Annotated in this window: 18 protein-coding genes and 1 pseudogene; 15 read left to right on the top strand and 4 right to left on the bottom strand. The window is 70.5% G+C overall.

All coding sequences use genetic code 11. The features are described 5' to 3' along the window. Window positions 1–88: 88 nt before the first annotated feature. The 3 genes from OG782_RS17420 to OG782_RS17410 all read left to right on the top strand — a co-directional run bounded on the left by OG782_RS17420 (window position 89) and on the right by OG782_RS17410 (window position 2,582). Window positions 89–1,363, top strand: a complete 1,275-nt coding sequence (locus tag OG782_RS17420; protein ID WP_406451971.1) for an LAETG motif-containing sortase-dependent surface protein — start codon at window positions 89–91, stop codon at window positions 1,361–1,363. Between the two features lie 224 nt (window positions 1,364–1,587). After that, window positions 1,588–2,262, top strand: a complete 675-nt coding sequence (locus OG782_RS17415; RefSeq protein ID WP_406451969.1) for a DUF998 domain-containing protein — start codon at window positions 1,588–1,590, stop codon at window positions 2,260–2,262. Between the two features lie 107 nt (window positions 2,263–2,369). Next, window positions 2,370–2,582, top strand: coding sequence for a DUF4287 domain-containing protein (locus OG782_RS17410; protein ID WP_406451967.1), 213 nt, complete (start codon window positions 2,370–2,372; stop codon window positions 2,580–2,582). Between the two features lie 159 nt (window positions 2,583–2,741). Here OG782_RS17410 and dacB read toward each other — a convergent pair whose 3' ends face one another. After that, complete coding sequence (gene dacB, locus OG782_RS17405; RefSeq protein WP_406451965.1) at window positions 2,742–4,358, bottom strand: D-alanyl-D-alanine carboxypeptidase/D-alanyl-D-alanine-endopeptidase; 1,617 nt, start codon at window positions 4,356–4,358, stop codon at window positions 2,742–2,744. Between the two features lie 342 nt (window positions 4,359–4,700). Beyond that, window positions 4,701–5,366 (bottom strand): signal peptidase I, encoded by a 666-nt coding sequence (gene lepB, locus OG782_RS17400; RefSeq protein WP_406451963.1) that lies wholly within the window; start codon window positions 5,364–5,366, stop codon window positions 4,701–4,703. Window positions 5,367–5,571: 205 nt separating this feature from the next. Here lepB and OG782_RS17395 point away from each other — a divergent pair, with 205 nt between their 5' ends. The 11 genes and pseudogenes from OG782_RS17395 to OG782_RS17345 all read left to right on the top strand — a co-directional run. Continuing rightward, a complete protein-coding gene (locus tag OG782_RS17395; protein WP_406451961.1) occupies window positions 5,572–6,912 on the top strand; it encodes a YncE family protein in 1,341 nt (446 codons plus the stop codon). Window positions 6,913–7,124: 212 nt separating this feature from the next. Further along, window positions 7,125–7,724, top strand: a complete 600-nt coding sequence (locus OG782_RS17390; RefSeq protein ID WP_406451959.1) for an RNA polymerase sigma factor — start codon at window positions 7,125–7,127, stop codon at window positions 7,722–7,724. Window positions 7,725–8,641: 917 nt separating this feature from the next. Beyond that, window positions 8,642–10,384, top strand: coding sequence for an acyl-CoA dehydrogenase (locus tag OG782_RS17385; RefSeq protein ID WP_406451957.1), 1,743 nt, complete (start codon window positions 8,642–8,644; stop codon window positions 10,382–10,384). A gap of 426 nt (window positions 10,385–10,810) precedes the next feature. After that, window positions 10,811–12,334, top strand: a complete 1,524-nt coding sequence (locus OG782_RS17380) for a hypothetical protein (RefSeq protein WP_406451955.1) — start codon at window positions 10,811–10,813, stop codon at window positions 12,332–12,334. Between the two features lie 126 nt (window positions 12,335–12,460). After that, window positions 12,461–13,819, top strand: coding sequence for an AAA family ATPase (locus OG782_RS17375; RefSeq protein ID WP_406451953.1), 1,359 nt, complete (start codon window positions 12,461–12,463; stop codon window positions 13,817–13,819). Between the two features lie 131 nt (window positions 13,820–13,950). Beyond that, complete coding sequence (locus OG782_RS17370) at window positions 13,951–15,156, top strand: DUF2201 family putative metallopeptidase (protein ID WP_406459122.1); 1,206 nt, start codon at window positions 13,951–13,953, stop codon at window positions 15,154–15,156. A 383-nt stretch (window positions 15,157–15,539) separates the two neighbouring features. Continuing rightward, window positions 15,540–16,193 carry a DUF1214 domain-containing protein gene (locus OG782_RS17365; protein ID WP_406451951.1) on the top strand — a complete coding sequence of 218 codons (654 nt, stop codon included), beginning with the start codon at window positions 15,540–15,542 and terminating at the stop codon, window positions 16,191–16,193. Window positions 16,194–16,862: 669 nt separating this feature from the next. After that, window positions 16,863–18,809: a YncE family protein gene (locus tag OG782_RS17360; RefSeq protein WP_406451949.1), complete on the top strand. Its 1,947-nt coding sequence runs from the start codon at window positions 16,863–16,865 to the stop codon at window positions 18,807–18,809. Window positions 18,810–18,847: 38 nt separating this feature from the next. Next, window positions 18,848–19,510 carry an SDR family NAD(P)-dependent oxidoreductase gene (locus OG782_RS17355; protein ID WP_406451947.1) on the top strand — a complete coding sequence of 221 codons (663 nt, stop codon included), beginning with the start codon at window positions 18,848–18,850 and terminating at the stop codon, window positions 19,508–19,510. 31 nt (window positions 19,511–19,541) lie between these two features. Continuing rightward, complete coding sequence (locus OG782_RS17350; RefSeq protein WP_406451945.1) at window positions 19,542–19,979, top strand: NUDIX domain-containing protein; 438 nt, start codon at window positions 19,542–19,544, stop codon at window positions 19,977–19,979. A gap of 311 nt (window positions 19,980–20,290) precedes the next feature. Then, window positions 20,291–20,554 (top strand): annotated as a pseudogene (locus OG782_RS17345) (site-specific integrase); the annotation flags it as partial. Window positions 20,555–21,149: 595 nt separating this feature from the next. On the opposite strand, the gene OG782_RS17340 reads toward OG782_RS17345, so the two are convergent. Beyond that, window positions 21,150–21,488, bottom strand: a complete 339-nt coding sequence (locus OG782_RS17340) for a thioredoxin family protein (protein WP_406451943.1) — start codon at window positions 21,486–21,488, stop codon at window positions 21,150–21,152. 258 nt (window positions 21,489–21,746) lie between these two features. Further along, the gene (locus tag OG782_RS17335; protein WP_123460220.1) at window positions 21,747–22,886 is read right to left on the bottom strand and encodes a CdaR family transcriptional regulator; all 1,140 of its coding nucleotides are present in this window, start codon (window positions 22,884–22,886) and stop codon (window positions 21,747–21,749) included. Window positions 22,887–22,971: 85 nt separating this feature from the next. Here OG782_RS17335 and OG782_RS17330 point away from each other — a divergent pair, with 85 nt between their 5' ends. Continuing rightward, window positions 22,972–24,027, top strand: coding sequence for a ferredoxin reductase (locus OG782_RS17330; RefSeq protein WP_406451941.1), 1,056 nt, complete (start codon window positions 22,972–22,974; stop codon window positions 24,025–24,027). The last annotated feature ends 2 nt before the right edge of the window (window positions 24,028–24,029 follow it).

The following is a 24,029-nucleotide window of genomic DNA, read 5'->3' as shown; positions in this document are numbered from 1 at the left end:
CCCCGCCATACGATCACCTCAAGTCGCATCTGCGTGCCCCATTCCGCTGCGACCCCTTCTTCTCTTTTTCGAATCCCGAAGGGCTTTTGTGAAGATTCGCCGGATTCTTGCCACAGCTGTCGCCGCCGCGGTGACCACGCCTGTCCTCCTGCTGACGGTGACGCCTGCGTTCGCCGACGACAAGCCGGCGGCTCGGACGCAGGAGAAGCCGTCCATTGCCGAGCTGGAGAAGGCGGCCGAGGCGGCGCAGGTGGCGTACGACGAGGCCGTGGCGGCCAAGATCGCCGCCCGCGACGCCCTGACAGCGCTCCAGTCCGACTCCGCGCCCCTGGCCCTGGCGCTCACGGCCGCCAAGGCGGTGGCTGCCGACGCCGCCACCGCGAAGACCGAGGCCGACCAGGCGGTCGTCGACGCCCAGGCAGCGGTCGACGCCCTCCCGGAGACGGCCACCGAGGCGGAGAGGACCGCCGCGAAGACGGCTCTCACGGAGGCGGAGGCCGCGGCTCTGGCTGCCGCCGATGCCAAGACCGCAGCCGACACCAAGGTCGTGGAGGCCGACGACGCGCGGGATGACGAACTGGTCGCCGCCGCACGGAAGGTGAGCCTGGCTCAGGGGGCCGTCGACGCGGCGCTCGCTGACAAGACCGCCGCCGACGAGGCGCTGGCCAAGGCGAAGGAAGAGGCCGGGGAGGAGGGGGAGGACGAGGAGTGTGTCTCCGAGCCCAAGCTCACCACGGTCGTCACGGGTCTGCCGGACACAGTCGTCGCCGGTACGAAGGTCGTCTTCAAGCTCCGGGTGACCAACGGCACCGACAAGACGATGGACGAGGTGCTTCCCTTCGCCTACGTCCACGCGACCGACGGCAGTGAGCGCAACAGCATCGAGGACATGGTCCACCTGCAGTGGTCGTCCGCTTCCTCCACGAAGTGGAAGTCCGTCGACAACAAGCACTACATGGACGCCATCAGTCCGCTGAAGGCCGGCGCCCACGCTGACGTGAAGATGCGCCTGACGATCGACGCCTCGGCCCCCAAGGGCAACGGCGTGACGTTCGTCGCCGGTGACTACTTCAACGAAGACGGTACGTGCGGCGGGAACCCGGACCTCGAGGGCTACGAGTTCCTGATCGCCGCCTCGAACGAGTACGACGACATCGAGTACGGCAAGCCCGTCACGACCGAGCCGTCCACCTCGGGCGTCAAGCCGCAGGGCGGCACGTCGGCCGGTCCCGTGGGCAGCCTCGCCGCCACGGGCTCGTCCTCGGCGACGCCGCAGCTGGCCCTCGCGAGCGGCGCGGCCCTGGTGATCGGTGCGGGCGCGGTGTTCGCCGGACGCCGTCGCAAGGCGGGCTCCCACGTCTGAGGCATGAGGCGGGGCGCCGACCAGGCGCCCGCCGGATGCCCCGACTGCCCATCGGGCCCGACACCGGACGGTGTCGGGCCCGATGCCGTGAGGCGACAGGTCCGGGCGGGGGCGCCCGGCTCCCGGACACCCCGCACCGATCCAGCTCGTGCGGTTCGCACCGATGACTTCCACGTCCGTCGCCGGTCATACATGCGACAACGTTCGAACGAGGAAGGCCCGCCATGACCCAGACGTTCAGTGCCCGCCCGCTCGTCGCCCGTACCGCTTCCGATTCCTCGCCCTCGGCACGGAGGCTGCTGGCCGGCGCGGTCGTCGCGGGCCCGCTGTTCCTCGTGGCGGGCATCGTCCAGGGGCTGACGCGGGAGGGCTACGACTTCACCCGTAACGCGATCAGTCAGCTCGCCCTCGGTGGCATGGGGTGGATCCAGACGGTGAACTTCCTGCTCGCCGCTGCCTTGTTGTCCAGCGGGGCGATCGGGCTGCGCCGGATGCTGAGAGGGGAGCCGGGAGGCACCTGGGGGCCGGTGCTGATCGGCGTGTTCGGCGCTTCGTTCCTGGCCGCCGCGGCGTTCCCGGCCGATGCCGGGGCGGGCTTCCCCTCCGGCGCCCCCGAAACGGGCACGATGAGCGCACACGGCGCCGCCCACATGGCTTCCGGGATGGTCGGCTACCTCGCGCTGTGCGCCGCGTTCCTCGTCCTGGCCCGTCCGCTCGCGGCCCGGGGCCACCGCGGCTGGGCCCGCGCCTCACGGGTGGTTCCGTTCGTGGTCCTGGCCGGCTTCATGTGCTCGGCCGTCGCCGTCCTGGCGTTCACCGCCGGAGCGGGTCTCGGATTCTGCTGGCTGGCAGCCGTCGTGGTCCGCCTGCGCACCGGGGCCACGCCGGACAAGCTGTAGCCGGACGGCGATCCAGCCGCCGAACCTCGAACACAACAAGGTCACGATCAAGGTCACGATCAAGGTCACGATCAAGATCGGTTCAATCGACAGACGGGACACCTCCCATGACCGACGCCGCAAAGGGCCCCGCCGCCTACTTCCCCTCGATCGAGAAGAAGTACGGCCGCCCGGTCTCCGAGTGGAAGAGCCTCATCCGATCGTCGCCGCTGACCAAGCACATGGAACTGGTGGCCTGGCTCAAGTCCGAGCACGGCCTGGGCCACGGCCACGCCAACGCCCTGGTCGCGCACACCCTCGCCGAGGACAGCGGCCAGTAGGCAGGGCTCCGGCCCCAGCTCGTCCAGGCAGCGAGGAAGCCCCCAGGCCGTCGGCCCGGGGGCTTCCTCCGTCTGCGACACCGTCCAGCGGTCATCGCGGCCACTGGTACCGAGTGGAACGCGACCGCTTCCGGCCGCGAGGCAGTCCTCTCTCAGCTCTCAGCCTTCTCGCCGCGCCGCCCCCTCCTGCAAGTACGCGGAGATCATGGCGAGGTCATTGCCGATGTCCAGCACGCCCTGGACGTCGGTCGTCGGGGTCGAGGCCCCGTTGACGCCGGCGAAGAAGACGTCGAAGCGGCCGTGCCCCTTGTCCAGGTAGCCGGCGATCGTGATGGCGCCGACGGCCAGGCGGTTGTTGAGCGCGTCAAGACCGACTGCGGCGCCGGTCTTGGCGAACACCTTTCCGCGCGCGGGGCAGGCGGTGCAGTTCTCGGCGAGCAGACCGTCGACGCCGAGGATGGGCAGCGCGTTGCGGAACCGCTTCGCCTCGGGGGTGTGATGCCAGTACGTCAGCAACTGCACGACGGCGTTGGGGGTGGTCCGGTCGACGGGATTGCCGCCACGGCCGTCCAGGAGCTGGACCTGCTTGCGGTCGACGCCCGCGCGGTCCAGGAAGCCGGCCAGCACCGGGAAGCCGTCCATGCAGTCCTTGCTGCCGGCCGCGACCGCCATCAGGCAGATGGCGAGGTTGCCGCCCAGGTTGTGGCTGACCTTGAAGATGAGCTTGGCGTACTGGGCGTACGGCGGCGAGGTGTACTGAGCCACGCGCGGGCGCCCCGCGTACGAGCCGGGGAGCCGCCCGACCGGGTTGGCCCCGGTCGGATTCGCCGTCACCTTCACCCCGGCCCGCCCCAGCGCCTCGATCAGCGCGGTGCGTCCGAAGGCTGCCGGATCGGTGATGGGCGACACCTTCAGGGCCGGTTCGGAGCCGGCCGCGATGGTGCCGGAGAGCTGGATCCGGGTGCCGTTGCCGGAGGTCGTCACCTCGATGTCGGTCGGCTGACCCGCCGCGACGGTGCGCACGGTCGACGTGACGCGGTACGGGGCGACCTTCGGCCGCCAGTCCAGCCGCGCGGGCGCGCCGGGGCGGGCGCCCGGGGTGGTCAGCAGGTCGATCAGGTTGTCGTTGATGATCAGCGGGGTCGGGACCGGGATGAAGACCGGCTCGGGCCGGAACAGCCGGTCGTCGACGATCACGTTCCCGTCGACGCGGGTGATGCCGGAGTTCCGTACCTGCCGCGCGATCTGATCGATCCCGGCGAGAGGGTTCTCCGGAGTGAGCGTGGCGCCGGGGAAGTCATTGGCGTACGTGTGGTCGAGATCGGTGTAGTCGACCGTGCCGTCGGGGCGGGTCCTGCCGCCCATGGTCAGGTCGCCCTGGGCTACGAGGCCGAGATCGCCGTCCAGTGTGGACCCGCGGCGCTCGCCGACCGCGTAGAGCGGCGTCTTGAAGCGGTGGTCGCCGCCGAGGGTGTTCCACGCTCCGGAGGTGCCGAACAGCTTGGCCACCGACCCGGGGATGAAGAGCTGATCGGCGAACCGGCTGTGGATGACCCGCCCGCTGTCCGGGTCCTGCTGGAGCAGGCCCCACTGGGCGTTGGGGTAGTCCGGCTTCCGCATGATCTCCGTGATCCGCGGGTCGAGCCGGCCGGAACCACCGTCGCCGGGCGACGAGGCCGCCTGGGCTGCCGCACCCGACGTCACGGCCAGGAGCAGCAGGGCACTGGCCCCGGCGACCACGCGACGCCGAAATGATCCGGACTTCTCTCCTCGCACCGCAACACGCACCGTTCGTCTCGGCAGTTTCCTGTCCATGGGGTCAGGTATGGACCCCGACGGGCGCCGGATACGGGCGGCGCGAACGGTTGTCACCCGAACAGCGCGGCGTATGGGTCGAAGTGCGCAGAAGCGGGCTTCGATCGGGACGGCCCGGAGCCTCGGGCGGACTGTTTCGACACCGGCTGGGCCCGCCAAGCCATCAGCCCGTGCACCAGCAGGGCCGCAGCAGCGACCACCGCTGCCATGCGAGTCGCGTTCCCCCGCACGGCGCCATGACCCGGCAGAGCAGCTGACTCCTCTCCCCCAGGTCCACAACTGACCTCGGATTCTTGCGTGTTCCTAAGCCACGGGGTGCGGCGGCACAGCCGCGAGTGCCCGCCGGGCACTCCGTCCGGCAACGTACCCCCCGATGCCCAGACCGGTCCCGACCAGGGTCATCAGGATCCCAAGGACTCCGAGCACCCCCGCCGCCGCCGGCGCCGCGAGACTCTCCTGCACCCGCCCGAGCACCCCGGAGGCCGCGACGCTGCCCGACTGCTCGTCGAGGAAGAACCGTGAGTCGCGCGAGTTCCCCCGGTGGTCGCCCAGCAGGAAGAGCCGGCCGTCCGGCACGCGCACGTCGTACGGCCCGTTGGCCGGGTTCACTTCGCCGCGCATGACGTACGGCTCGTCGACCGGCTTCCCGTTCACCGTGATCCGGTTTCCGTCGCACACCACATGATCGCCGCCCATCCCGATGACCCGCTGAAGGACCGGACCGCCCTCATAGCGTTCGGGTACATCGACGAGCACGACATCACCCCTGCGTATCTCGCCGGCGTCGATGCGCTCGATGACCAGCTGCCGGCCCTGGCGGTACGTGGGCTCCATCGCCTGGCTCATGACGGTGGCCCCCTGGTAATGCGTGAAGAAGTACCCGATGCCTCCCACCGCCAGGAGCAGCCCGAGTGGCACCAGTACCCAGGCCGCGACTCTCATTCCGCTGCCCGCTCCGCGCTGCTGCATGAACACCCTCCCTCGAAACGGCCGACCGCCCGGCGGCCCAGCAGAGGTTAAGCGGTCCCGGAACGTAGACGCACCCCATCCCCGGGGCCGCATGGGGTGTTGGGGTCCGACCGGGTCAAGTGCCGCAGTGACACATGTCCACCGGCCGGCGCTCTTTTACCGGGAGGCCGACACGGCCATCCCCAATCGAGGAGGTTCTGTTCACTTGCGCATCCACAAACGCACCGCCCTCGCGCTGGCAGCGGCACTGGCCGGCTCCCTGCCCCTGATCGTGACGGGGGCAGGGACGGCCACGGCCGAGGAGACGGGCGTGGCGCTGCCCAGCGCCTCATTCCGGGACATCGCCGTCGACGGAGTGCACGACCGGGTGTTCGTCAGCGACCCGGCCGGCGGCACCATCGTCGTCACCGACTACGCGGGCGAGGTCGTCCAGCAGATCACCGCCGAGGAGGGGGCGGCCGGCCTCGTGCTCTCGGCGGATTCCACCAAGCTGTACGTGGCCCTGTCGACGGCCGGCGCGATCGCCGAGATCGACACCGCCACCCTCACCGAGACCCGCCGCTACCCGACCGGGGCGGACACCGAGCCGCAGAACCTGGCGATGGCGGGCGGCAAGCTGTGGTTCGGCTACACGGTCGCCGGCGCCGGCGGCATCGGTTCGCTCGACGTCGCCTCTTCGGCCCCGGAGGCGGCGCTCGTCCCCAGCGGTCGGTACTGGTACTACGCCCCGTCCCTGGCCACGTCCCCCGCTGACCCGAACGTCCTGGTGGCGGGCGAGGAAGGCGTCAGCCCGGCCTCCCTGGCGGTCTACGACACCGCGGCCGGCGACCTGCAGAAGCGCACCGAGCGCTCCTTCATCTCGTCGCCGTCGATCTCGTACCTCAATGACTTCGCGGTGACGGCGGACGGCCAGAGCGTCATCGTCGCGGCGAACAACCCGTCCGACCACCTGGTCGTGCGTCTGTCGGACCTGTCGTCGAACGGCTCCTACTCGAGCTGGCAGTTCCCGAACGCGGTGGCCGTGGCGGCCGACGGAACCGTGGCGACGGGAGCGGACGGCGACTTCGTGAAGACCTACCGCCCGGGAGCCACCTGGCCGGCGTTTCGCGAGTACGTCGTGAACGACCTCCAGCGCGACGGCCTCGCCTGGGCCCCGGACGAGAACCGCCTCTTCGCGATCTCCGGTTTCTCCTACGGCAGCGCCCCCACGCTCCACGTCCTCCCGGACGCCGGCAAGCTGGACACCACCCTCAGCCTTCAGGCCCCCGCGACCTCCCCCAGGGGCAAGGACCTGACGGTCACCGGACAGCTGTGGGCAGCAGGGGAGCCCTTCCCGGCCGGCACCGCGGTGGAAGTGACGCGCACAGACGCGGCGAACCCGGCCGGCACTCCGGTCGGCACCTTCCCCGTCTCCACGACGACCGGCGAGTTCACGATCACGGAACGCCCGCGCGCGACGGGTGACATCACCTACTCCGCCACCTACAAGGGCGACGGCGGGCACCTGCCGGCAACGGCCCGGGCGACGGTGACGATCACCAAGTAGCCACCCCGAGCACACCATCAAGGGCCCCGTACCAGCCAGGTACGGGGCCTTCGGGCTCAGTGACTGCGGATCGCGGCAGCCGCCTGCCCCTGTCCTCCGCATGTGGGGGAGTCTGCGGACGGTGACGCTCCATCAGTCACGTTTCCACCCTTGCGAACGCAGGGAGAGAAGGGGCGGCACGTTCCACAGGGTGCCGGTACGGAGAGGGAAGTGTGGGGGCGTACGACGCAGAGCTGGGTGCTGCCGTTGAGCGGGCTCAGCAGGGAGACGACGAAGGGTTCGCGATCGCGTATCGGCTGGTGCAGCCGGGCCTGATCGGCTACGTCCGGGGGCTGGTCGGCAACGACGCCGAGGACGTGGCCTCCGACGCCTGGCTGGAGATCTCGCGCGACCTGGGCCGCTTCCGCGGCGACGGCGCGGGTTTCCGGGGGTGGACGGCGACGATCGCCCGGCACCGCGCCCTGGACCATCTGCGCAGACAGAAGCGGCGACCGCGCACCTCACTGCTGGAACAGGGCACGCTGGAGATTCCCGGCGGACACGACACGGCCGCCGCGGTCCTGGAGAAGATCTCCACGGAGCAGGCTCTCGAGCTGATCGGCAGCCTGCCGCGCGATCAGGCGGAGGCCGTACTGCTGCGCGTGGTCGTCGGGCTCGACGGGCCGGCGACCGCCCGGGTGCTGGGCAAGCGCCCCGGGGCCGTTCGCACCGCGTCGTACCGGGGCCTGAAACGGCTGGCGGCACAGTTGACCAAGGCCGGCGCAGGCGGTGTGGCGCCTGAGACGCAGCGCACGCTGAAGGATGAGAGATGAATCCTGAACGGGAAGGCCCCCATACCCCTGAACTGGAGGCGCTGTTCGACGCGGCGAACCGTCCCGGCGCCCTCAGCCCGGCTGCCGAGGAGAAGGCGCTGCACGCCTTCCGCACGGCGCGGGAGCAGGGTGTGCACGCGGCCCCGCTGAGGTGGCGTCGCGGACGGGACGACTGGCGGCCCGCCGATGAGCGACGCTTGACACGGCCCCTCAAGGCACTGCTGGCGGGCGTCGTCCTGGCGGCGGCGCTCGGCGGGGTCGCGGCGGCGGGGGACGGTTCCCTCTCCTTGCCGTTCGGCGGTGGAGCGGAGCCGAAGCCCGCGCGGAGTGCGCCCGCGGTACCCGGAGCGGGCGAGGAATCGGTCCGTGACGGGCGCTGGGGTCCACAACGTTCGGCGACGCCTTCCCCGTCCGCCTCGCACGAGTCACCGAGGAAGCGCCCGCGCGCGGCGCAGGACACTGTCGCGCACTGCCGCGTCTACCTGGCGGCAGCGGAGGGACGGGGAAGACCTGGGAATACGGTGACAACCCGGCTTGCGGAGGCGGCGGGCAACCGGGATGCCGTACCGGGCTACTGCGAGCAGCTGTTGACGGGCGAACAGCCGGGGAGACGTGGGGCGACCCCGGCGGGGAAGGGCCCTGAGCGTCCCGGAAAGTCGGAGAGGAGGGACGTGCGTGGACCCGCCGGCCCAGGCGCGGCGCGAGACTCCAGGACGGGGTGACTCGGCTTTCGGGGCGGTTACGGGAGCCAAGTGCGGTTCGGAGCCCCAGGGGCGGATTACCGGGAGGGGCCGGGCGGCTGACCGGTTACGGAAAGATCGTTTCTGTGAACGGGCCCGCTCGTTGGGTCGAGCATGGTGATCTACATCGATGTGCAAGCACCAAATGACAGGCAACTAGCCCCCCGTATCAATGAGTTGACCGAAATTCTCTTCCGGGACGGGGATGAGGGGCCGGAGGTCCACGGCTCCTGGCGCAAGGTGATCTCGACCGACCGGTTCCGCCATTGCGCCGATATGCGCGCCGAGGAACGGTGGCAGCTGTCGTACGACCGGCTGCGCGCTCTGAACGAAGAGGTGCTGTGTCCGGAGTCCCTGGGCCGGGACCCCCGTGGGCTGGCCGCCCTGCACGAGTGGACCTCGGTGGTGGACGGGGCCACGGCTACCGTGGCCGGCATTCACTACAACCTCTTCCTCGGCAGTCTGCTCGACGATGACGCCTCGCCGGCGCGTGACCTCGGCCAGTTCGCCGCACTGACCCGCACAGGAACCTTCCTGTGCACCGAGCGCGCACACGGCAACGATGCGGCGGCGCTGGAGACCGTCGCACGCTACGACCGTGAGCGTGACGAGTTCGTGCTGCACACCCCGCACGAGGGGGCGCAGAAGTACATGCCCAACACCAGTCCCGCCGGCGGGCCGAAGACCGCGGTGGTGGCGGCCCGGCTCCTGGCCGACGGCCGGGACCAGGGCGTCTTCCTGTTCCTCACCCCGCTGAGCGACCACCACGGAACCCTGCCGGGTGTCACGGTGACGGTATTGCCGGAACGCATCGGCAGCCCGGTGGACCACTGCGTCACCGGCTTCGACCAGGTACGCCTGCCGCGTACCGCCCTGATCCAGGGGGAGCACGGAAAGCTGCTGCCGGACGGCACCTTCACGAGTGCGGTGGGCAGCCCGCGCAAGCGGTTCCTGCACGCGATCCGCCGGGTGACGGTCGGAAAACTGTGCATGAGCGCAAGCACCCTCGGTGGAAGCCGCGCAGCCCTGGCGATCGCGGTCCGCTACGCGGGCATCCGGCGTATCTCCGGCCCCGCGGCCGGACAGAGCGTTCCGCTGGCCGCGCACCGCAGCCATCACGCCAGGCTGCTCACCTGCACGGCCACCGCCTACGCCATGACCTTCCTGCACCGGGCCGTCACCGCGCGCTGGATCACCCACGCCGCTGAGGACCGGGCCGAGAGCGAACGGCTGGTCGCGGTGGCAAAGGGCTGGATCACCTGGCAGGCCCGCGAGATCACGATCGAGAGCCGGGAACGCTGCGGCGCCAGAGCGCTGTTCCCGGTGAACGGTCTGGCGGAGTTCGCCGCCAACGCGGACGGAGCCATCACCGCCGAAGGGGACAACCTGGCGATCTGGTGCAAGGCCGGGGCCGAGATGATCTTCGGCCACTCGATCCTGCCGGAGCCGGCGCAGGCGACCGGCCAGGAGCCCCTGACCGACCCCGCCTTTCTGCGCCGGGCCCTGGCCACCGCCGAGCGCCATTGGCACCTGGCCGCGCGACGCGACCTGCGCGGCGGTGCCGGGGGCGACGCACTCGGCCGCTGGAACCATGCGTCCGCCGCCGCCCTCTCCCTGGTCGAGACGTACGCGGTGGGCCAGGCCGCCGACGCCTTCGCCACGGCCTGCGCCGACGTCACCGACCCGGGCACCCGCGCCACCCTGGACGACCTGCGCGCACTGTTCCTGCTCGACCGGCTGACCGCGCTCAGCGGACTCCTCCTGGTCGAGAACGCACTCACCACCGACCAGGTCCGCTCCTTCCCCGATGCGGTGCGCGCGCTGACGTCCCGGCTCGCACCTCACCTGCCGACGCTGACGGAAGCCTTCGACATCCCGGAGGAGTACCTGATGTCCCTGCCGATGCTGACATCCGCCTGAAACGGGCCGCCGACCGCAAGACCCGAGCGCGAACCGGCCGGCCGGGAGGGCCGGTCGGCCGTCCCTCCACGAGTCGGCCGACTGCGGATCGCAGGATCCGGCAGCCGGACTGGCGGCACGGTCCGGCGGCCTGACCGGGCGCGCTGTCGTCTTGAGCGGAAAGGGTCTCCGATGGGCCGGCGGCAGACGCGGCAGGCCGGCTCTCGGGCGCCCGGGTGCGGAGCACCCGGTCCCCATGCGGCGATCAGTCTTCGTACGGAGCTTCGGTACTCGCCACGCGACTCCGGGAGTTGCGGCATGCGCCGGGGGAGGTCGACGGGCGGTCGATCAGGACTGACAGATCCTCATCGTGGTGCCTATGATGCCGGGGATGAAGAACTTCTCCTCGTACGGATCGGGGGAATCGTTCGCGCAAGGTGAGTGCTGATGGCACATCACTTGGCGAATCCGATTCCGGCCCACCTGTTGATGTGGCATCGCGTGCGCGAGTACGCCGTGCCACCGTCCATGATCGAGACTGCGACCGCACGGCGTGCGGTCGGCGACTGGGCCGGCGCATGCGCAGCCGCCCGGGTCGACATCGATTTCGATCTGCGCGCCGTGCGCGACCGCCACGGCACTGATCTCGTCACCCGCCTTCGTGCAGATCTGCGCCGCCTGGCTCCAGATCTGCTCCGCTGGCACATTCCCCGGATCGCGCCCGACGGGCGGCTCCGCGCCGGCCTCACCATCTCCCTTGCCCATTACCGGAGTTCGGGTTCCATGCCGCTGCAGCTGGTGGTGCGGACACCACCGGCCCGGGCGGACGCGGGACAGAGGCTATCCCTGGCTCTGTGGGAGGAGTCCGGGAACAGCCCAGGGTGCCTTCCCCATCCGCATCCGCACCCCAATCCGCGTTTCCGGTTCGACCTGCACCGGCATCTCTGGGACTCCGGGCGGAGCGGCGAACTGGCGGTGCGGAGCGGTGCGGGCGGGGCGCCATTCCTGGTGCCGCCCCACCGGCCCCACCCACCCGCGCGGCCGGACGTGCTGGACTTGCCGGATCGGCCCGCCGCCCACGATTCCCCGTGGGAATGGGCAAGGTGGGCTGCCGAGGCGGAGTTGCTGTTGCGGGCCGAGGGTTGCCCTGGCGGAGCCTTCACCGTGCGGCTCGGTACGCGGAGCCGCGCCGTGCTCGAACTCGTCGCCCCCGACGACAGTCATGCCCCGACGTTCCGGCCGCTGCGGGAGGTGCTGCCGCCGCAGGAGATCGCGGCGCTTCCGGTGCTGCCGGAGGTGGCGGCCCGGGTCCTTCCGGATCTGGAGCTGCTGCGGGCCGGGCTGGTCGCGGCCGACCGGCTGCATCCGCTCGTCGCCACAGCACTCGCGGCGTTCGGCTCGGCGGAGTTGTTCAGCTCGGGACCGGCGACCGGCCCCGCCCCCCGGCCCGGTGATCCACACCGGGTGGAGTGCCTGGGTGAGGTCCACCGGATAGCGCTGCGGGACGGGACACTCACGGCGATCGATCACGATCCGGCACAACTGCGCCGGGAGGAGCTGCTGGTAGCGCTCGGCGGGCCCGCGCTGCCCTGCCTGCGTGCCATCGACGACGTGCACCGTGATCCGGAGGCACTGCCTGCGGTCCGGGAGCGGCTGGGCCACGGCGACGTCGCCGGGGCCCTGGCCGTGGTCGAGGGGCTGCTCGGTCCCGGTGCGGTCCTGCGCGACGGGCCGCTGCGGGAGGAACTGGAGTCGGCTGCGGCCCACCGCATCGACCACGGGCTCTTCCGCTCGGGGCTGGTCAACGTGCACCCCGGTGCAGGTTCGGCAGCGGGCGGAAAGGCCTCGGACCTGAGGCACGCGGAGGCGGGCCACCGCCCCCGACTCGACCGCCGTACGCCTCTCACGATGCGCCTCAAACAGAGCAGCAGGGCCCGGCCCCGTACCGGATTGAACCTGCGTAGCAGCTGAGCGGCTGTCCGAAGCCTCATTGCCGCCTTTACCCGAGTCCCGTGCACACACCGCGCGTTGCGCACGGCACGCCCATGACATCCGGGACGGGCCGTCCCGTTCCCTATCCCACCCAAGGTGATGCCCATGACCTCCAGTACCCTCCTGCCCGCCTCGGTCCGGGCCGTCGGTGCACCCGACCCTGCCCCTGTCGGTGCGCCCGCGCCCATCCCCCCCGACGCACCCGGAACCGGCCGCCCCGCCGGCGCACCCGGATCAGGCTCCCGACTCGCCGTCGCCGACGACCTCCTGGCCCTGCTGCGTACGACCACCACCGAGCCGCGCCCCGACGAGCAGCTCGAAGCCCTCACCCTGGCCGTCGCGGCCGACCTGCCCGTGCTGCTCTGGGGTGAGCCGGGCATCGGCAAGACCGCAGCCCTGACACAGCTCGCCACATCCCTCGACTTGCCGCTGACGACAGTGATCGCCAGCGTCCACGAGCCGACCGACTTCTCCGGGCTGCCCATCGTCGGCGACGACCCGGCGGTGCAGGGGGTGCCGATGGCGCCGCCGCAGTGGGCCGTGGAACTGGTGCGGGCCGGGCGGGGTCTGCTCTTCCTGGACGAACTGTCCACCGCCACACCAGCCGTCCAGGCCGCGCTGCTCCGGGTCGTCCTGGAGCGGAGGGTCGGTGCGCTGCAACTGCCGCCGGAGGTACGGATTGTGGCCGCGGCCAATCCGAGCGCGTCGGCGGCGGACGGGTGGGAGCTGAGCCCGCCGCTGGCCAACCGGTTCGTGCATCTGTACTGGGTGCACGACCGGGAGGTGGTGGTGCGCGGGCTGGGCGGGGTCTGGCCCCGGGCGGAGCTGCCCCGGCTGGTGCCGGAGCGGTTGCCGGAGGCGGTGGCTTTCGCTCGGCGCGCAGTCTGCGGATTCCTGCAAGCCCGGCCGACGCTGATCCACCGGCTGCCGAGCACGGAGGCGCGGCGCGGCGGCGCCTGGCCCTCGCCCCGGAGTTGGGAGGCCGCGTTGACTCTGCTCGCCTTCGGCACGGCGGCATCCGTCTCCCGGGAGGTGCTGGCACTGCTGGTGCGGGGCACGGTGGGGGACGGGCCGGGGCTAGAACTCCTCGCCCATCTGGACCGGATGGACCTGCCGGACCCGGAGTCCCTGCTCGCCGATCCGGCCTCCGCGGAACTGCCGGTGCGGGGCGATCTGCGTCAGGCCGCGCTGGAGGCGGTGGTGGCCGCCGTCGGGGCGCGGCCCGAGCGGGCGCGGTGGGAGGCGGGCTGGGCGGTGCTGGGCCGGGCGCTGGAGACCGGGGCCCCGGACCTGCTGGTCGCCCCCGCGACGGCGCTGGCCGCACTGCGGCGCGACGACTGGGAGGTGCCGGCGGCGGTGGAGCGGCTGGTCGGGGTGATCGGCCTCGCACAGAGGGCGGACCGGTCGGTGGGGCGGGTCGCAGCGGCGGCCGACGCCCGGCGTGCGACGAGGGTACGTCGATGACGGGGGGCGCGAAGCACCCTGTGCCGCGCCCGATGGCCCGGCCCGCGCCACCGCGCCCGGTGCGGGCCACCGTGCCGACGCCACCGGCCGGATCCGGCGCTGCGTACGGCCCGCCCGGACTACCGCTGGACATGGAGAAACTGCTGGCCGCCCGGCTGCACGCGGTGAAGGTCCGTCCATACCTGGCAAGCGCGCTCTTCGCGCTGCACGTGGTGGAGGACCGGTCGGTGCCGACGATGGCGGTGGACGCACATTGGCGCTGCTACGTCTCCCCCGGCTTCGTGGCGCGCACCCCGGTGGAGGAGCTGGCGGGCGTCTGGGTGCACGAGGTCTCCCATCTGCTCCGGGACCATCACGGGCGGGGCGAGCGCTACGCGCGGGAGTGCGAGGAGCACGGGCCGGGCGCGCGGCTGCGGCGGAACATCGCCGCCGATTTCGAGATCAACGACGACATCTACGGTGACGGTCTGCCCCTGCCTGCTGGTGCGGTGCTGCCATCTCTGCTGCGGCTGCCCGACGGGCTGTTGATGGAGGAGTACCTGCGGACGGCGTCGATGTCAGGGCTCACCGGGGAGCTGGCCTGGCTGGACTGCGGCAGTGGTGCCGACGGGCAGGTCCGACCGTGGGAGCTGGGGCCCGACGGCGCACACGGGCTGAGCAAGCAGCAGCGGGACGCGGTCCGCTTCCGGGTCGCCGAGGGGATCAGGGGCCGGCCGGGCGACGCTCCGGAGGGATGGCGCCGGTGGGCCGACGAGGCGTTCCATCCACCGCAGCCGTGGCGGCGGTTGCTGGGGGCGGCGATCCGCTCCGCGGCAAGTGCGCCTGGGGTGGGCGAGGACCACAGTTACCGGCGTCCGTCCCGGCGCTCGGCCAGTGTCCCCGGAGTGCTGCTGCCGGGCCTGCGTCGTACGCCGCCCCGGGTCTGCGTCGTGATCGACACCTCCGGGTCGGTGAGCGACGCCGAGCTGGGCAGCGCGCTGCTGGAGGTGGCGGCGATTTCGCGGGCGGTGGGCGGGCGGCGGGACCTGGTCTCGGTGATCTCCTGCGACGCGGCGGCCGGGGTCGCGGTCCCGCTCTGCCGCGCCGAGAACATCGAACTGGTCGGCGGCGGGGGAACGGATCTGCGCTCCGGCTTCACTCGGGCTCTCCGCTCCCGGCCCCGCCCGGACGTGATCGTCGCTCTGACCGACGGTCAGACATCGTGGCCCGCCACAAAGCCGCCCTGCCGCACCATTGTCGGTCTCTTCCCCCGTCCCGTCCGCGTCGCGGAAGAGGAGAACCCCGACTACGTCCCGGACACCCCGCCACCCTGGGCGCATGTCGTCACCATCACCTGAGAGAACGAGGCGGCGCGATGTCGCCGGCCGGGCTGCTGTTCGTGGGGAGCGCGGAGCCGCGCCGAGGAGTCTCGGACGGCTCGTACGACGGCGGGATCGACGTCATCACCACGACCGCTGCCGAACGGCACGCACTGTGCGTGCCACCCGGATTGGCTCTCGCAGCACCCCGGGGGCCGTAACACCCGCTGTCAGCCGCGTGCCGTCCTGTCCGTCAATCGTTGCCGAGTGACCGCCGGCCGGCCAACCACAAACAGGCCCTGGTCTCCGACCAGGTCCCTATTGCGTCGCGTCGCAAAGGGCGGACAGCCCCCGACCCGGGGCGCGGTCCGGGCGCGGGGCTCTCCGGCGCAAGGGAGTCGCCCGTTCGGGGGCGAAGTGACGTGTCCGCTGTTCCGGGCGAAGAGGCCCTGTACGCCCTCTTCCGCTCCCTCGTGGACGAGGCCACCGCCAGCCCGCAGTCGGCAGAGGCACTCCGGGCGGAGGCCGTCGACGCGAACGCCACCCTGGTGCAGGATCTCGTCCAGTTCCGCAACATCGGCGTCCCGCTCGACCACCACTGGAGCACCCAGCGCAACGGCGCGGCGTTCGGCGGCGACTACCTGAGCCGCACAGCCATGGGCAAGGCGAACATCTTCGTCAACACCCCCACCGAGACCACGTACTTGTACAAGGACCAGGACGCGACCGGGGAACCGCTCACCGGCGAGCACGGCCACACGCTCACCTTCCCCGCCGGCTCCCTGCCCCCGGTGAAGGGTTTCTGGTCGGTGACGCTCTACAACGAGCACCACTTCTTCCACCGCGACGAGCTGCAGCGCTACTCCCTGGGCACGAAGAACAAGGGCCTGCGCTACGGGGACGACGGCTCGCTGACCCTGTACGCCGGCGCCCGGCCGCCCGCTGACAAGGAACTGCCCAACTGGCTGCCCGCCCCACCCGGACCCTTCTCGCTCTACCTGCGCGCGTACTGGCCCGAGCCCGCAGCCCTCGACGGAACTCGGCGGCCCCCCGCGGTGCGCCGGACGTCGGATTGACGACAACCTGCCTCCGGCAGCCCCACCGGGCCGGTCCGCCTCCGGGCGGTGAGGCCGCTCGGTGCAAGCCCCGGGCCGTCGGCCGTCCGCTCCGAAGGGCACGGATGGGGCACGCCGTCAGTCATCAACCCGAGGTTTCTTGCCGGAGCAGGTGACAGCAAGCGGAAGCCACCTGTGGTGCAGAGGTTGCGGTGGCGCAGATGTCAGGCCCAGAAGGCTTCGGTGACGACGATCTGTGGGGCGGCGTGGCAGCGCATGAGGCACGGCCTCCTGTGAGGGGGCAGGGGGAGACGGTTGATTAGAGGCTTGAATGCGGTGATGGTCCTGGCGTCCGAGGGGCCGCTGTCGCCCGCCGAGAATGCGTAGCCCACTGCACTTGGGGAGGCTCAAGAGCGGAGCGCGGCCTTGACCATGGGGGAGGCCGGCCCGAGATGCGGCCACGACCTCCCACGGTGGCCGGGCCGCTCCAGGCGCCCTCGCCCGACCCCTTCGGGTGAGCGCGCCTTCTCCGCGCGGGAAACTCCCCCCTCATTTGTCGCTTTCATGTCATACGCTGCCGATAGCAGCCGCGCGCCCCGCGTCACCGCGCTCCGCGGACACATCCGGGTGCTGCTCGGCGCTTTCAACTCCCGGTCATCCACCGGGGTTTCTCGTGGGGGTAAAACTACTGTGCGTACGCGCAGCATCTCGGCCGCGACAGCGCTAGCGGTCTTCTTCAGCTCGGTGGTACTGAGTGTCGCCGCGGCCGGTCCCGCGTCGGCGGTCACCGTGACCATCGGCTCGCCCGCGGGCATCGTCGTCGACGGCGTCGGACGACGGGTCTTCGTCGGCGACGACACGAACGACAGGATCATCGCCGCCGACTACAGCGGCAAGCTTCTCGATTCGGTGAGCGGCATCGACGGGATCTTCGACCTGGCTCTTTCCGACGACGGCACCACCCTGTACGCGGCGGCGCGGGTCAGCCACGAGATCGTGGCCCTCGACGCGGCCACCCTCGACATCAAGGCCCGGTACCCCGTGGCCACCAGTATCGGCCCGCTGTACGTCGAATTCACGGGGGGCAAGGCCTGGTTCACCTACGAAGGCCAGTTGGACGGCCACGGCAACCTGGGCTCGGTCGACCCGGCGGTGGACCCGGTCGGCGGGACGGATCCGGTGACGCTCGGACAGCTCTCCCGGGATTCCGGATTCGGGGGCGGGCCGTTCATCGACTCCGACCCGTCCGCACCCGGACTGCTTGCCGTCGGCGCGACCGACTTCTTCGACATGACCAAGGACCTGATGGCCGTCGTCGACGTCTCCGGCGCCACGCCCCAGGTGACCGCCTGGCACAACGGCGACTACTCGCTGAACCACGTCAGCGACATCGACCTCGTGCCCGGTTCCTCCGAGGTGTTGATCGACGGCACGGACCGGCACGCCTATGCAGACGGGAAGTTCACCGCTGCCGGCGCCTACCCGGCCGGGCAGCGCGCGGACATCGCTCCGAACGGTCTGGTTGCCCAGATCAGCGACGCGAACGTGTCGGTCTACCGGCCCGGCGCTGCCAAGCCGATCCGCACATACGCCGCCGACACCTCCGACCTCGCCTGGGCCCCGGACGCCTCCCGGATCTTCGCGCTCGAGAGCTCGCCCCGCGGCTACACCCTCAAGGTGCTCACCGACCCAACGCTCAACGTCCCGAGCCTGACGGTGAACGCACCGTCGACCGCCACACGCGGAAGTAAGGTCACCGTGATCGGGAAGCTGTCAGCGACAGTGCCGCTGCCGAGTGGCCCCCAACTGCAGGTCACCCGCACCGACTTGGAGAGCCCCAAGGGCAAGGCGCTGCCCGCTGTCACCCTGAAGGCAGACGGCTCGTACTCCTTCACGGACACCCCGCAGGCCGGCGGCACGGTCACGTACAAGGTCGCCTACGCGGGCGACGCCGCGCACATGGCGGTCAGCGCGTCCGACAACGTCACGGTTCCCCTCGCGAAGCCGACGCTCACCCTGAACAAGAACGGCAACGTCTACAACTACGGCACCGATGTCTCCTTTACCGCGCACCTCGGCTCGACGTACAAGAACCGCACGGTCGAGATCTGGGCGAACCCTTTCGGCGGCGACAAGCCCAACAAGTTGCTGAAGACAGGGACGGTCAACTCCAGCGGCAACATCTCCGCGACCGTGGACATGACGCGGGACACGGAAGTCACCGCGGTCTTCAAGGGGGACACCCGCATCGCGCCCAGGACGGTCAAGTCCACGGCATACGCCCGGGTCAAAGTTTCCACCGCCGTTTCCAAGCACTACAAGACGGCCAGGATCGGCTCGACGTCGTACTACTGGTTCCACAAGAGCTCCGATCCGCTGCTCACTACGACCATGTCCTACTACAAGGGGCGTAAGCAACGCTTCGACCTTCAGGTCTACTCGGGCGGAAAGTGGTATTCCGCCGACTCGGAGTACTTCGCGCTCGGCATCAACGGAAAGTCGGGGGTACGCCTTGAAGCGCCGGGGAAGTCCGGGATCAAGGCGCGGATGCGGTCGGTGTACGTCAACGGGTCGTCCGGCGACACGGTGAACTCCACGACGTATGGCTCCTGGAAGTACCTGTACTTCTCCAGCTAGGCCGTTCCGTCCGGATCACTTCACGGATCCGATGTCTTGTGAAGGGCTCTACCGCTCGCGGTGGGGCCCTTCGAGGTTCGCCGCACGGCGCAGCACACACCCGGCCGCCGGGGGCTTCACCATGTCATCGATACCCGAGATGGGCATGGCGACCGGCGACGCTGACCGGCCTCGTCCGCGCCGAGATCGGACCCGTCGACATCCTGGTGAACAACGCCGGTTCTTACCCCCGCGTCGCCTGGCAGGACACCGACGAAACCGCCTGGAACTACTCCCTCGACGTGAACCTCACCGCCCACTACCGCACCTGCCACGCACTCACCCCCGGCATGATCGAACGCCGCTGGGGCCGGATCGTGAACATCGGCAGCGTCAACGCCCGCGCTGGCCGGACGAACCTCGTCGCGTACAGCACCGCGAAGGCCGGGCTGCTGGGACTGACCCGCTCCCTCGCCCGCGAACTGGGCCCGTACGGGATCTGCGTCAACACGGTCATGCCCGGGGCCATCCAGGTCGAGGCCGAGAACACCCTTCCCGCCCAGCACCGTGCGCGGCCGGAGGATCAGATCAAGCGCCAGTGTGTCCCGCGTCGTGGCCGGCCCGAGGATGTCGCTGCCCTGGTGGCGTTTCTCGTGGGCCCCTCCGCCTCGTTCATCACGGGGCAGTCCGTCCACGTCGACGGCGGCCGGCTGCTGCACTGAGACCCACCAACAAGCAAGGAGACAAACCAGAATGATGGAACGCGTCCGAGCCGTCCTCGTCACCGCCGACGACACGATGCTGGTCATCCGCCGCACCCGGCCCGGCATCCCCGAATACTGGGTCCTGCCCGGCGGCGGCGTCGAACCCAGCGACGAGTCCCGGGAGGCGGCCCTCCACCGGGAGATCCACGAGGAGATCGCGGGGAAGGCCGACATCGTCCGCCTCCTCCACACGATGGAGTCCGACGACGAGCGGCAGCTCTTCTACCTCGCGCGCATCGCGACTTGGTCCTTCGACGACCGAACCGGTCCCGAGTTCAGCGCCGAAGGCCGCGGTGAATACGCGCTGGAGGAGATTCCGTTGACCACGGAGGGGCTCGACGGCATCGAGCTCAAGCCCGAGGAGATCGCCCACGTCCTACGGGGAGCCATCAGTGCCGGAAGCTTCGGAGTCGAGGCATCGCTCTGAGCCTTCGAGTACGTCAGCACGCCATCAGGGCCGACTCTGAGATGACCCGGCCCTGACGGCGTCCGTACGCACTACTGGCTCAACGTCGCCTCGATGCCGCACGTCCTGGGCGTAGTGATGGGAAACGAGCCAACGAGCCCCGCTCGCGTCTCCTCGGGTCGAGCGGCGCTGGTACGCGACCAGCCGGAGAGCATCGGCTTCTGTTCCTGAACGTCCAGCAGGTTCTGCACCCTCTCACTTGTCCACGCCAGCTCATGAGCCAGTCGGGAAACGGATAGCCAGCTTCCCTGGCAGCCAGCTCGAAGGCTTGTCTGCGGCACACGGGCAACACGCTCGCCGCCGACACCGGCGCGAACCTCAAGGACCTCATGGTCCGAGCCGGCCAGTCCTCCGAGCGCGCGCAACTGATTTACCAGCACTCCACCAAGGAGCATCAGCGCAGGCTCGCCGCCAACATCGATCTCGACGTGCGCCGCCAACGGTCGGCTGCGGCCTCGGGGCGTGGTGGGGCGACCGTTCACCCGCTGGTGCCACGTCCGCCCGGACCATCCGCCCCACGGGCTGCGTGGCGTTGATCGCGCAGGAGCAGACAGTCCGCACTGTGCGTGTGACGCAGGGCACTTGGATGGGATCTCGCGATGCGGGACCCGGTAGTGAGGCGCTCGCCCTGAGGGGTGACGAATCCGCGATTGGTGCAGGCCGGGAGAGTCGTTATGGCAGGCGAATGGCACGGGCCCTGAAAGTGCTCTAGACAACAAGCAAGGCCCTGGTCTCCGACCAGGGCCTTGATCAAAGAGCGGGTGACGAGAAGCGAACTCGCGCTCTGAGCTTGGGAATCAGCGGTTCTTGAGCGGTCGTTCCTGCGCCTCCGAACTCGCCACCACCCGCCCAACCCGATGACCGGCGGAACCGGCGCGCGGGCCGACCCACCGGTCTGCATGCGGCGCTGGACGAGGGGACCGTGCCTGGCGGTCTCCGGGGTTACATCGGAGGCCGCACCCATGAAGCGAAGCTCTGACCGGGGGCCGCATTGTCCCGCCGGTACCTGAGCACGGTCTCGCGCACGACCTCGAACCGCCCTGTGGTGGTAAGGCGGGCGATGGGCTGCCATCCGCCCGCGTCCGCTTCGAACGCGACGAGAAGCGGCGGTCCGGGCGCCGCAGCGGCCGCTCAGAGGTGACCGTCCAGGAACTTCCGTACCTCGTCGATGGTCATGGGCCCCGTGCTGTGCGCCACCGCCGCTCCCTCCTTCAGCAGGAGGCAGGACGGGGCTCCGGTGATCCCGTATCGCTCGGTTGCCGCCGGGCAACGCGTGATGTCGGTGCGGACGACCGCCAGGCGGCCCGTGTAGGCGGCGGCGATGTCGCCCACGACGAGATCCATCACCCGACAGGGTTCGATTGCCTTGGGCCATGCCCCGGTGAAGTACGCGAGGACCGGAACCTTGCTTCTCCCGAGGATGAAACTGAACTCCGCGTCCTCACGAGGTCGGTGAACCAGCTTTGTCATGGGAGCTCCTGACCTCACGTTTCGTACTCCGTCCCATCATCCCTCGCGCGGTGTGCCAGGTCGGTCCTGGCCGGTCGTCCGGCCGGCTGCCGGGAGGGAGGTACGGGCCGTCGCAGGACGGCGGTGGTCCCTGGGGCGAGCGGCCAGGCCCCTTGTCGCGACGACCGGAAGGCCGTTTTCCAGGGTCATAGCGGCTTGGCACCGGGAACGAGCACGATTTCTGGACGCTCGCGGACGCGGCGGTATGCGGGTGACGCGTCAGCGGACCCGGAGACCGACCGCCAGCGTCAGTTCGAGGACCCGGTGTGGTGATGCGAGATCGGGAAACAGCTCCCGCAGTTGCGACATCCGGTATCGAACCGTCTGGGGATGGACGAACAATGCCGCCGCGACCTCGTCCCGCCTGCCCTGGTGCAGCAGCCACGCTCGCAACGTCTCCTCCAGCCGTCGTGCGGTTGCGGCAGGCAAGGTCTGCAACGGTGCGAGGGCTCGGGCGCGCAGGTCCGCGAACGCGTCCTCGTCGGCGCTGAGCACCAGGTCGGGCAGGTGGTCCTCGGTGTCGCGAATGTCGGAGGAAAGGGAGCGCGCGCGTAGGGCTCGTGCGTACGAGGCGGACGCGTGGGTCCATGGCCGGGCCGGGCCGACCACGGCGGCGCGGTCGGTCAGCTGCCGTAGGAGACGTGATCGGTCGGCATCGGGGACGAGGAGCACACCGGTGGCATCCGGCAGATCGTCGAGGACGAGGGTGCTCGGGTCGAGTGTCCGGTAGGCAGGCCGGGCCTGGGCGGCGGGCAGCAGGACGGCGGTCAGCGAAACCGGGGGCTGCCACCTGGCCCGTTGGCCGGAGGCCAGCAGCACGTCCGGGCTCGCGCCGGCGAGGAGGTCGCGGGCCAGGTGTTCCAGGTGGCGCTCGTGGGCTCTGCCCCGGGCGGCCAGTTCGTCGGCGTGGCCCGCGGCGCTCGCGGCGGAGAGCTCGTCGATGTAGGCGAAGGTCAGCTCGGCGAACTTTGCGACCTCGGCGGCGGGCAGACCTGCGGGTACGGCACCCGCTGCCAGACATCGCCAGGCGACCCGGGCGCCGACGCGGTAGGCGCTGAGCAGGGCATCCATTGAACGGCCGTCGCGCACCTCGCCGCGGCCCAGCTCGTAGGCGGCGTCCCCGGCGTCGCCGCCTGTGGCGTTCCCGCTCGCAAGGTCCAGGTAGTGCGCCAGGGCGGTGCGGACGGCTCTGCGGATGGTGGCGCCCATGCGGCCCGACAAGGCATGGGCGTAGGGAGGAACCTCGTCGATGATCGCCTGGACGACTTCGTCGGCGGTGGTCTTCAGTGCGGCCCGAAGGGCGGTGACCGTCGTCTCATCCAGGCTCAGTTCGCTGGCTCTCCGGATCGCATAGCTCATTTTTGTTCCCTGCGAACAATTCAGTCGACCAGATTTACGTCCTGTGGTCAGGACTTTACGCCTGGAGGCGCAGCAAGCTGGAGCCATGACGAGTGGAGCCCTCCGCAGGAGGGCGTGGAAACTGCTGGAGATGGTCACGACGCCGCTGCTGCCGTCGGACTACCTCGACCTGGTCAGCCCGCTGCGTGCGGGCGCTGACCTGTGTGGGCGCATCGAGGCCGTGCACTCCGAGACCGATAACGCCGCGACTGTCGTGATCAGGCCGGGGCGGGGCTGGCGCGGCCACACAGCCGGCCAGTACGTGAGGATCGGAGTCGACGTCGACGGAGTGCGCCTGTGGCGTGCCTACTCCATCACCTCGCCGACAAACCGCCGGGACGGCCGTGTAACGATCACCGTGAAGGCGATCCCGGACGGAAAGGTCAGCAACCACCTGGTCCGCAGGGCGAAACCGGGCACGCTGATCCAGCTCGACCAGCCGACCGGTGACTTCGTCCTGCCGCAGGCCAAGCCCGCCAAGGTGCTCTACCTGACGGCCGGCAGCGGCATCACGCCCGTGATGGGCATGCTGCGCGACATCGAACTCGACGACGTCGTCATGGTCCACTGCGCGCCACAGCCTCAGGACGTGATCTTCCGCAAGGAACTGCACAGTCTGGTCGCGGACAAGAAGCTTCGGCTCACCGAGGTGCACACCGACACGGACGGCAAGCTCGACATCGCCCGTCTCCAAGAACTCGTGCCCGACTGGGCCCAGCGCGAGACCTGGGCCTGCGGGCCCGCAGGTCTGCTCGACGCCGCCGAAGAGCACTGGACCGAAGAGGGCGTCCAAGAACGCCTGCACACCGAACGGTTCCGCCCCGGCATCGTCGTCGCCGGCGACGGCGGCGAGGTCACGTTCAGCGCCACCGGCAAGACCATCGACGCGGACGGCGCCACGCCGTTGCTCGACATCGGCGAGGAGGCCGGCGTGCTCATGCCCTCCGGGTGCCGTATGGGCATCTGCTTCGGCTGCGTCACGCCGCTCAAGGCCGGCGCTGTCCGCGACCTGCGCACCGGGGAGATCACCGAGGCCGAGCCGGGCGTCCTCATCCAGACCTGCGTGTCCGCCGCGGCGGGCCCCTGCGACATCGAACGGTAGGA

Source organism: Streptomyces sp. NBC_00876, assembly GCF_045207435.1.
Classification (GTDB): Bacteria; Actinomycetota; Actinomycetes; order Streptomycetales; family Streptomycetaceae; genus Streptomyces.
This window is presented reverse-complemented; position numbering and strand designations above follow the sequence as displayed.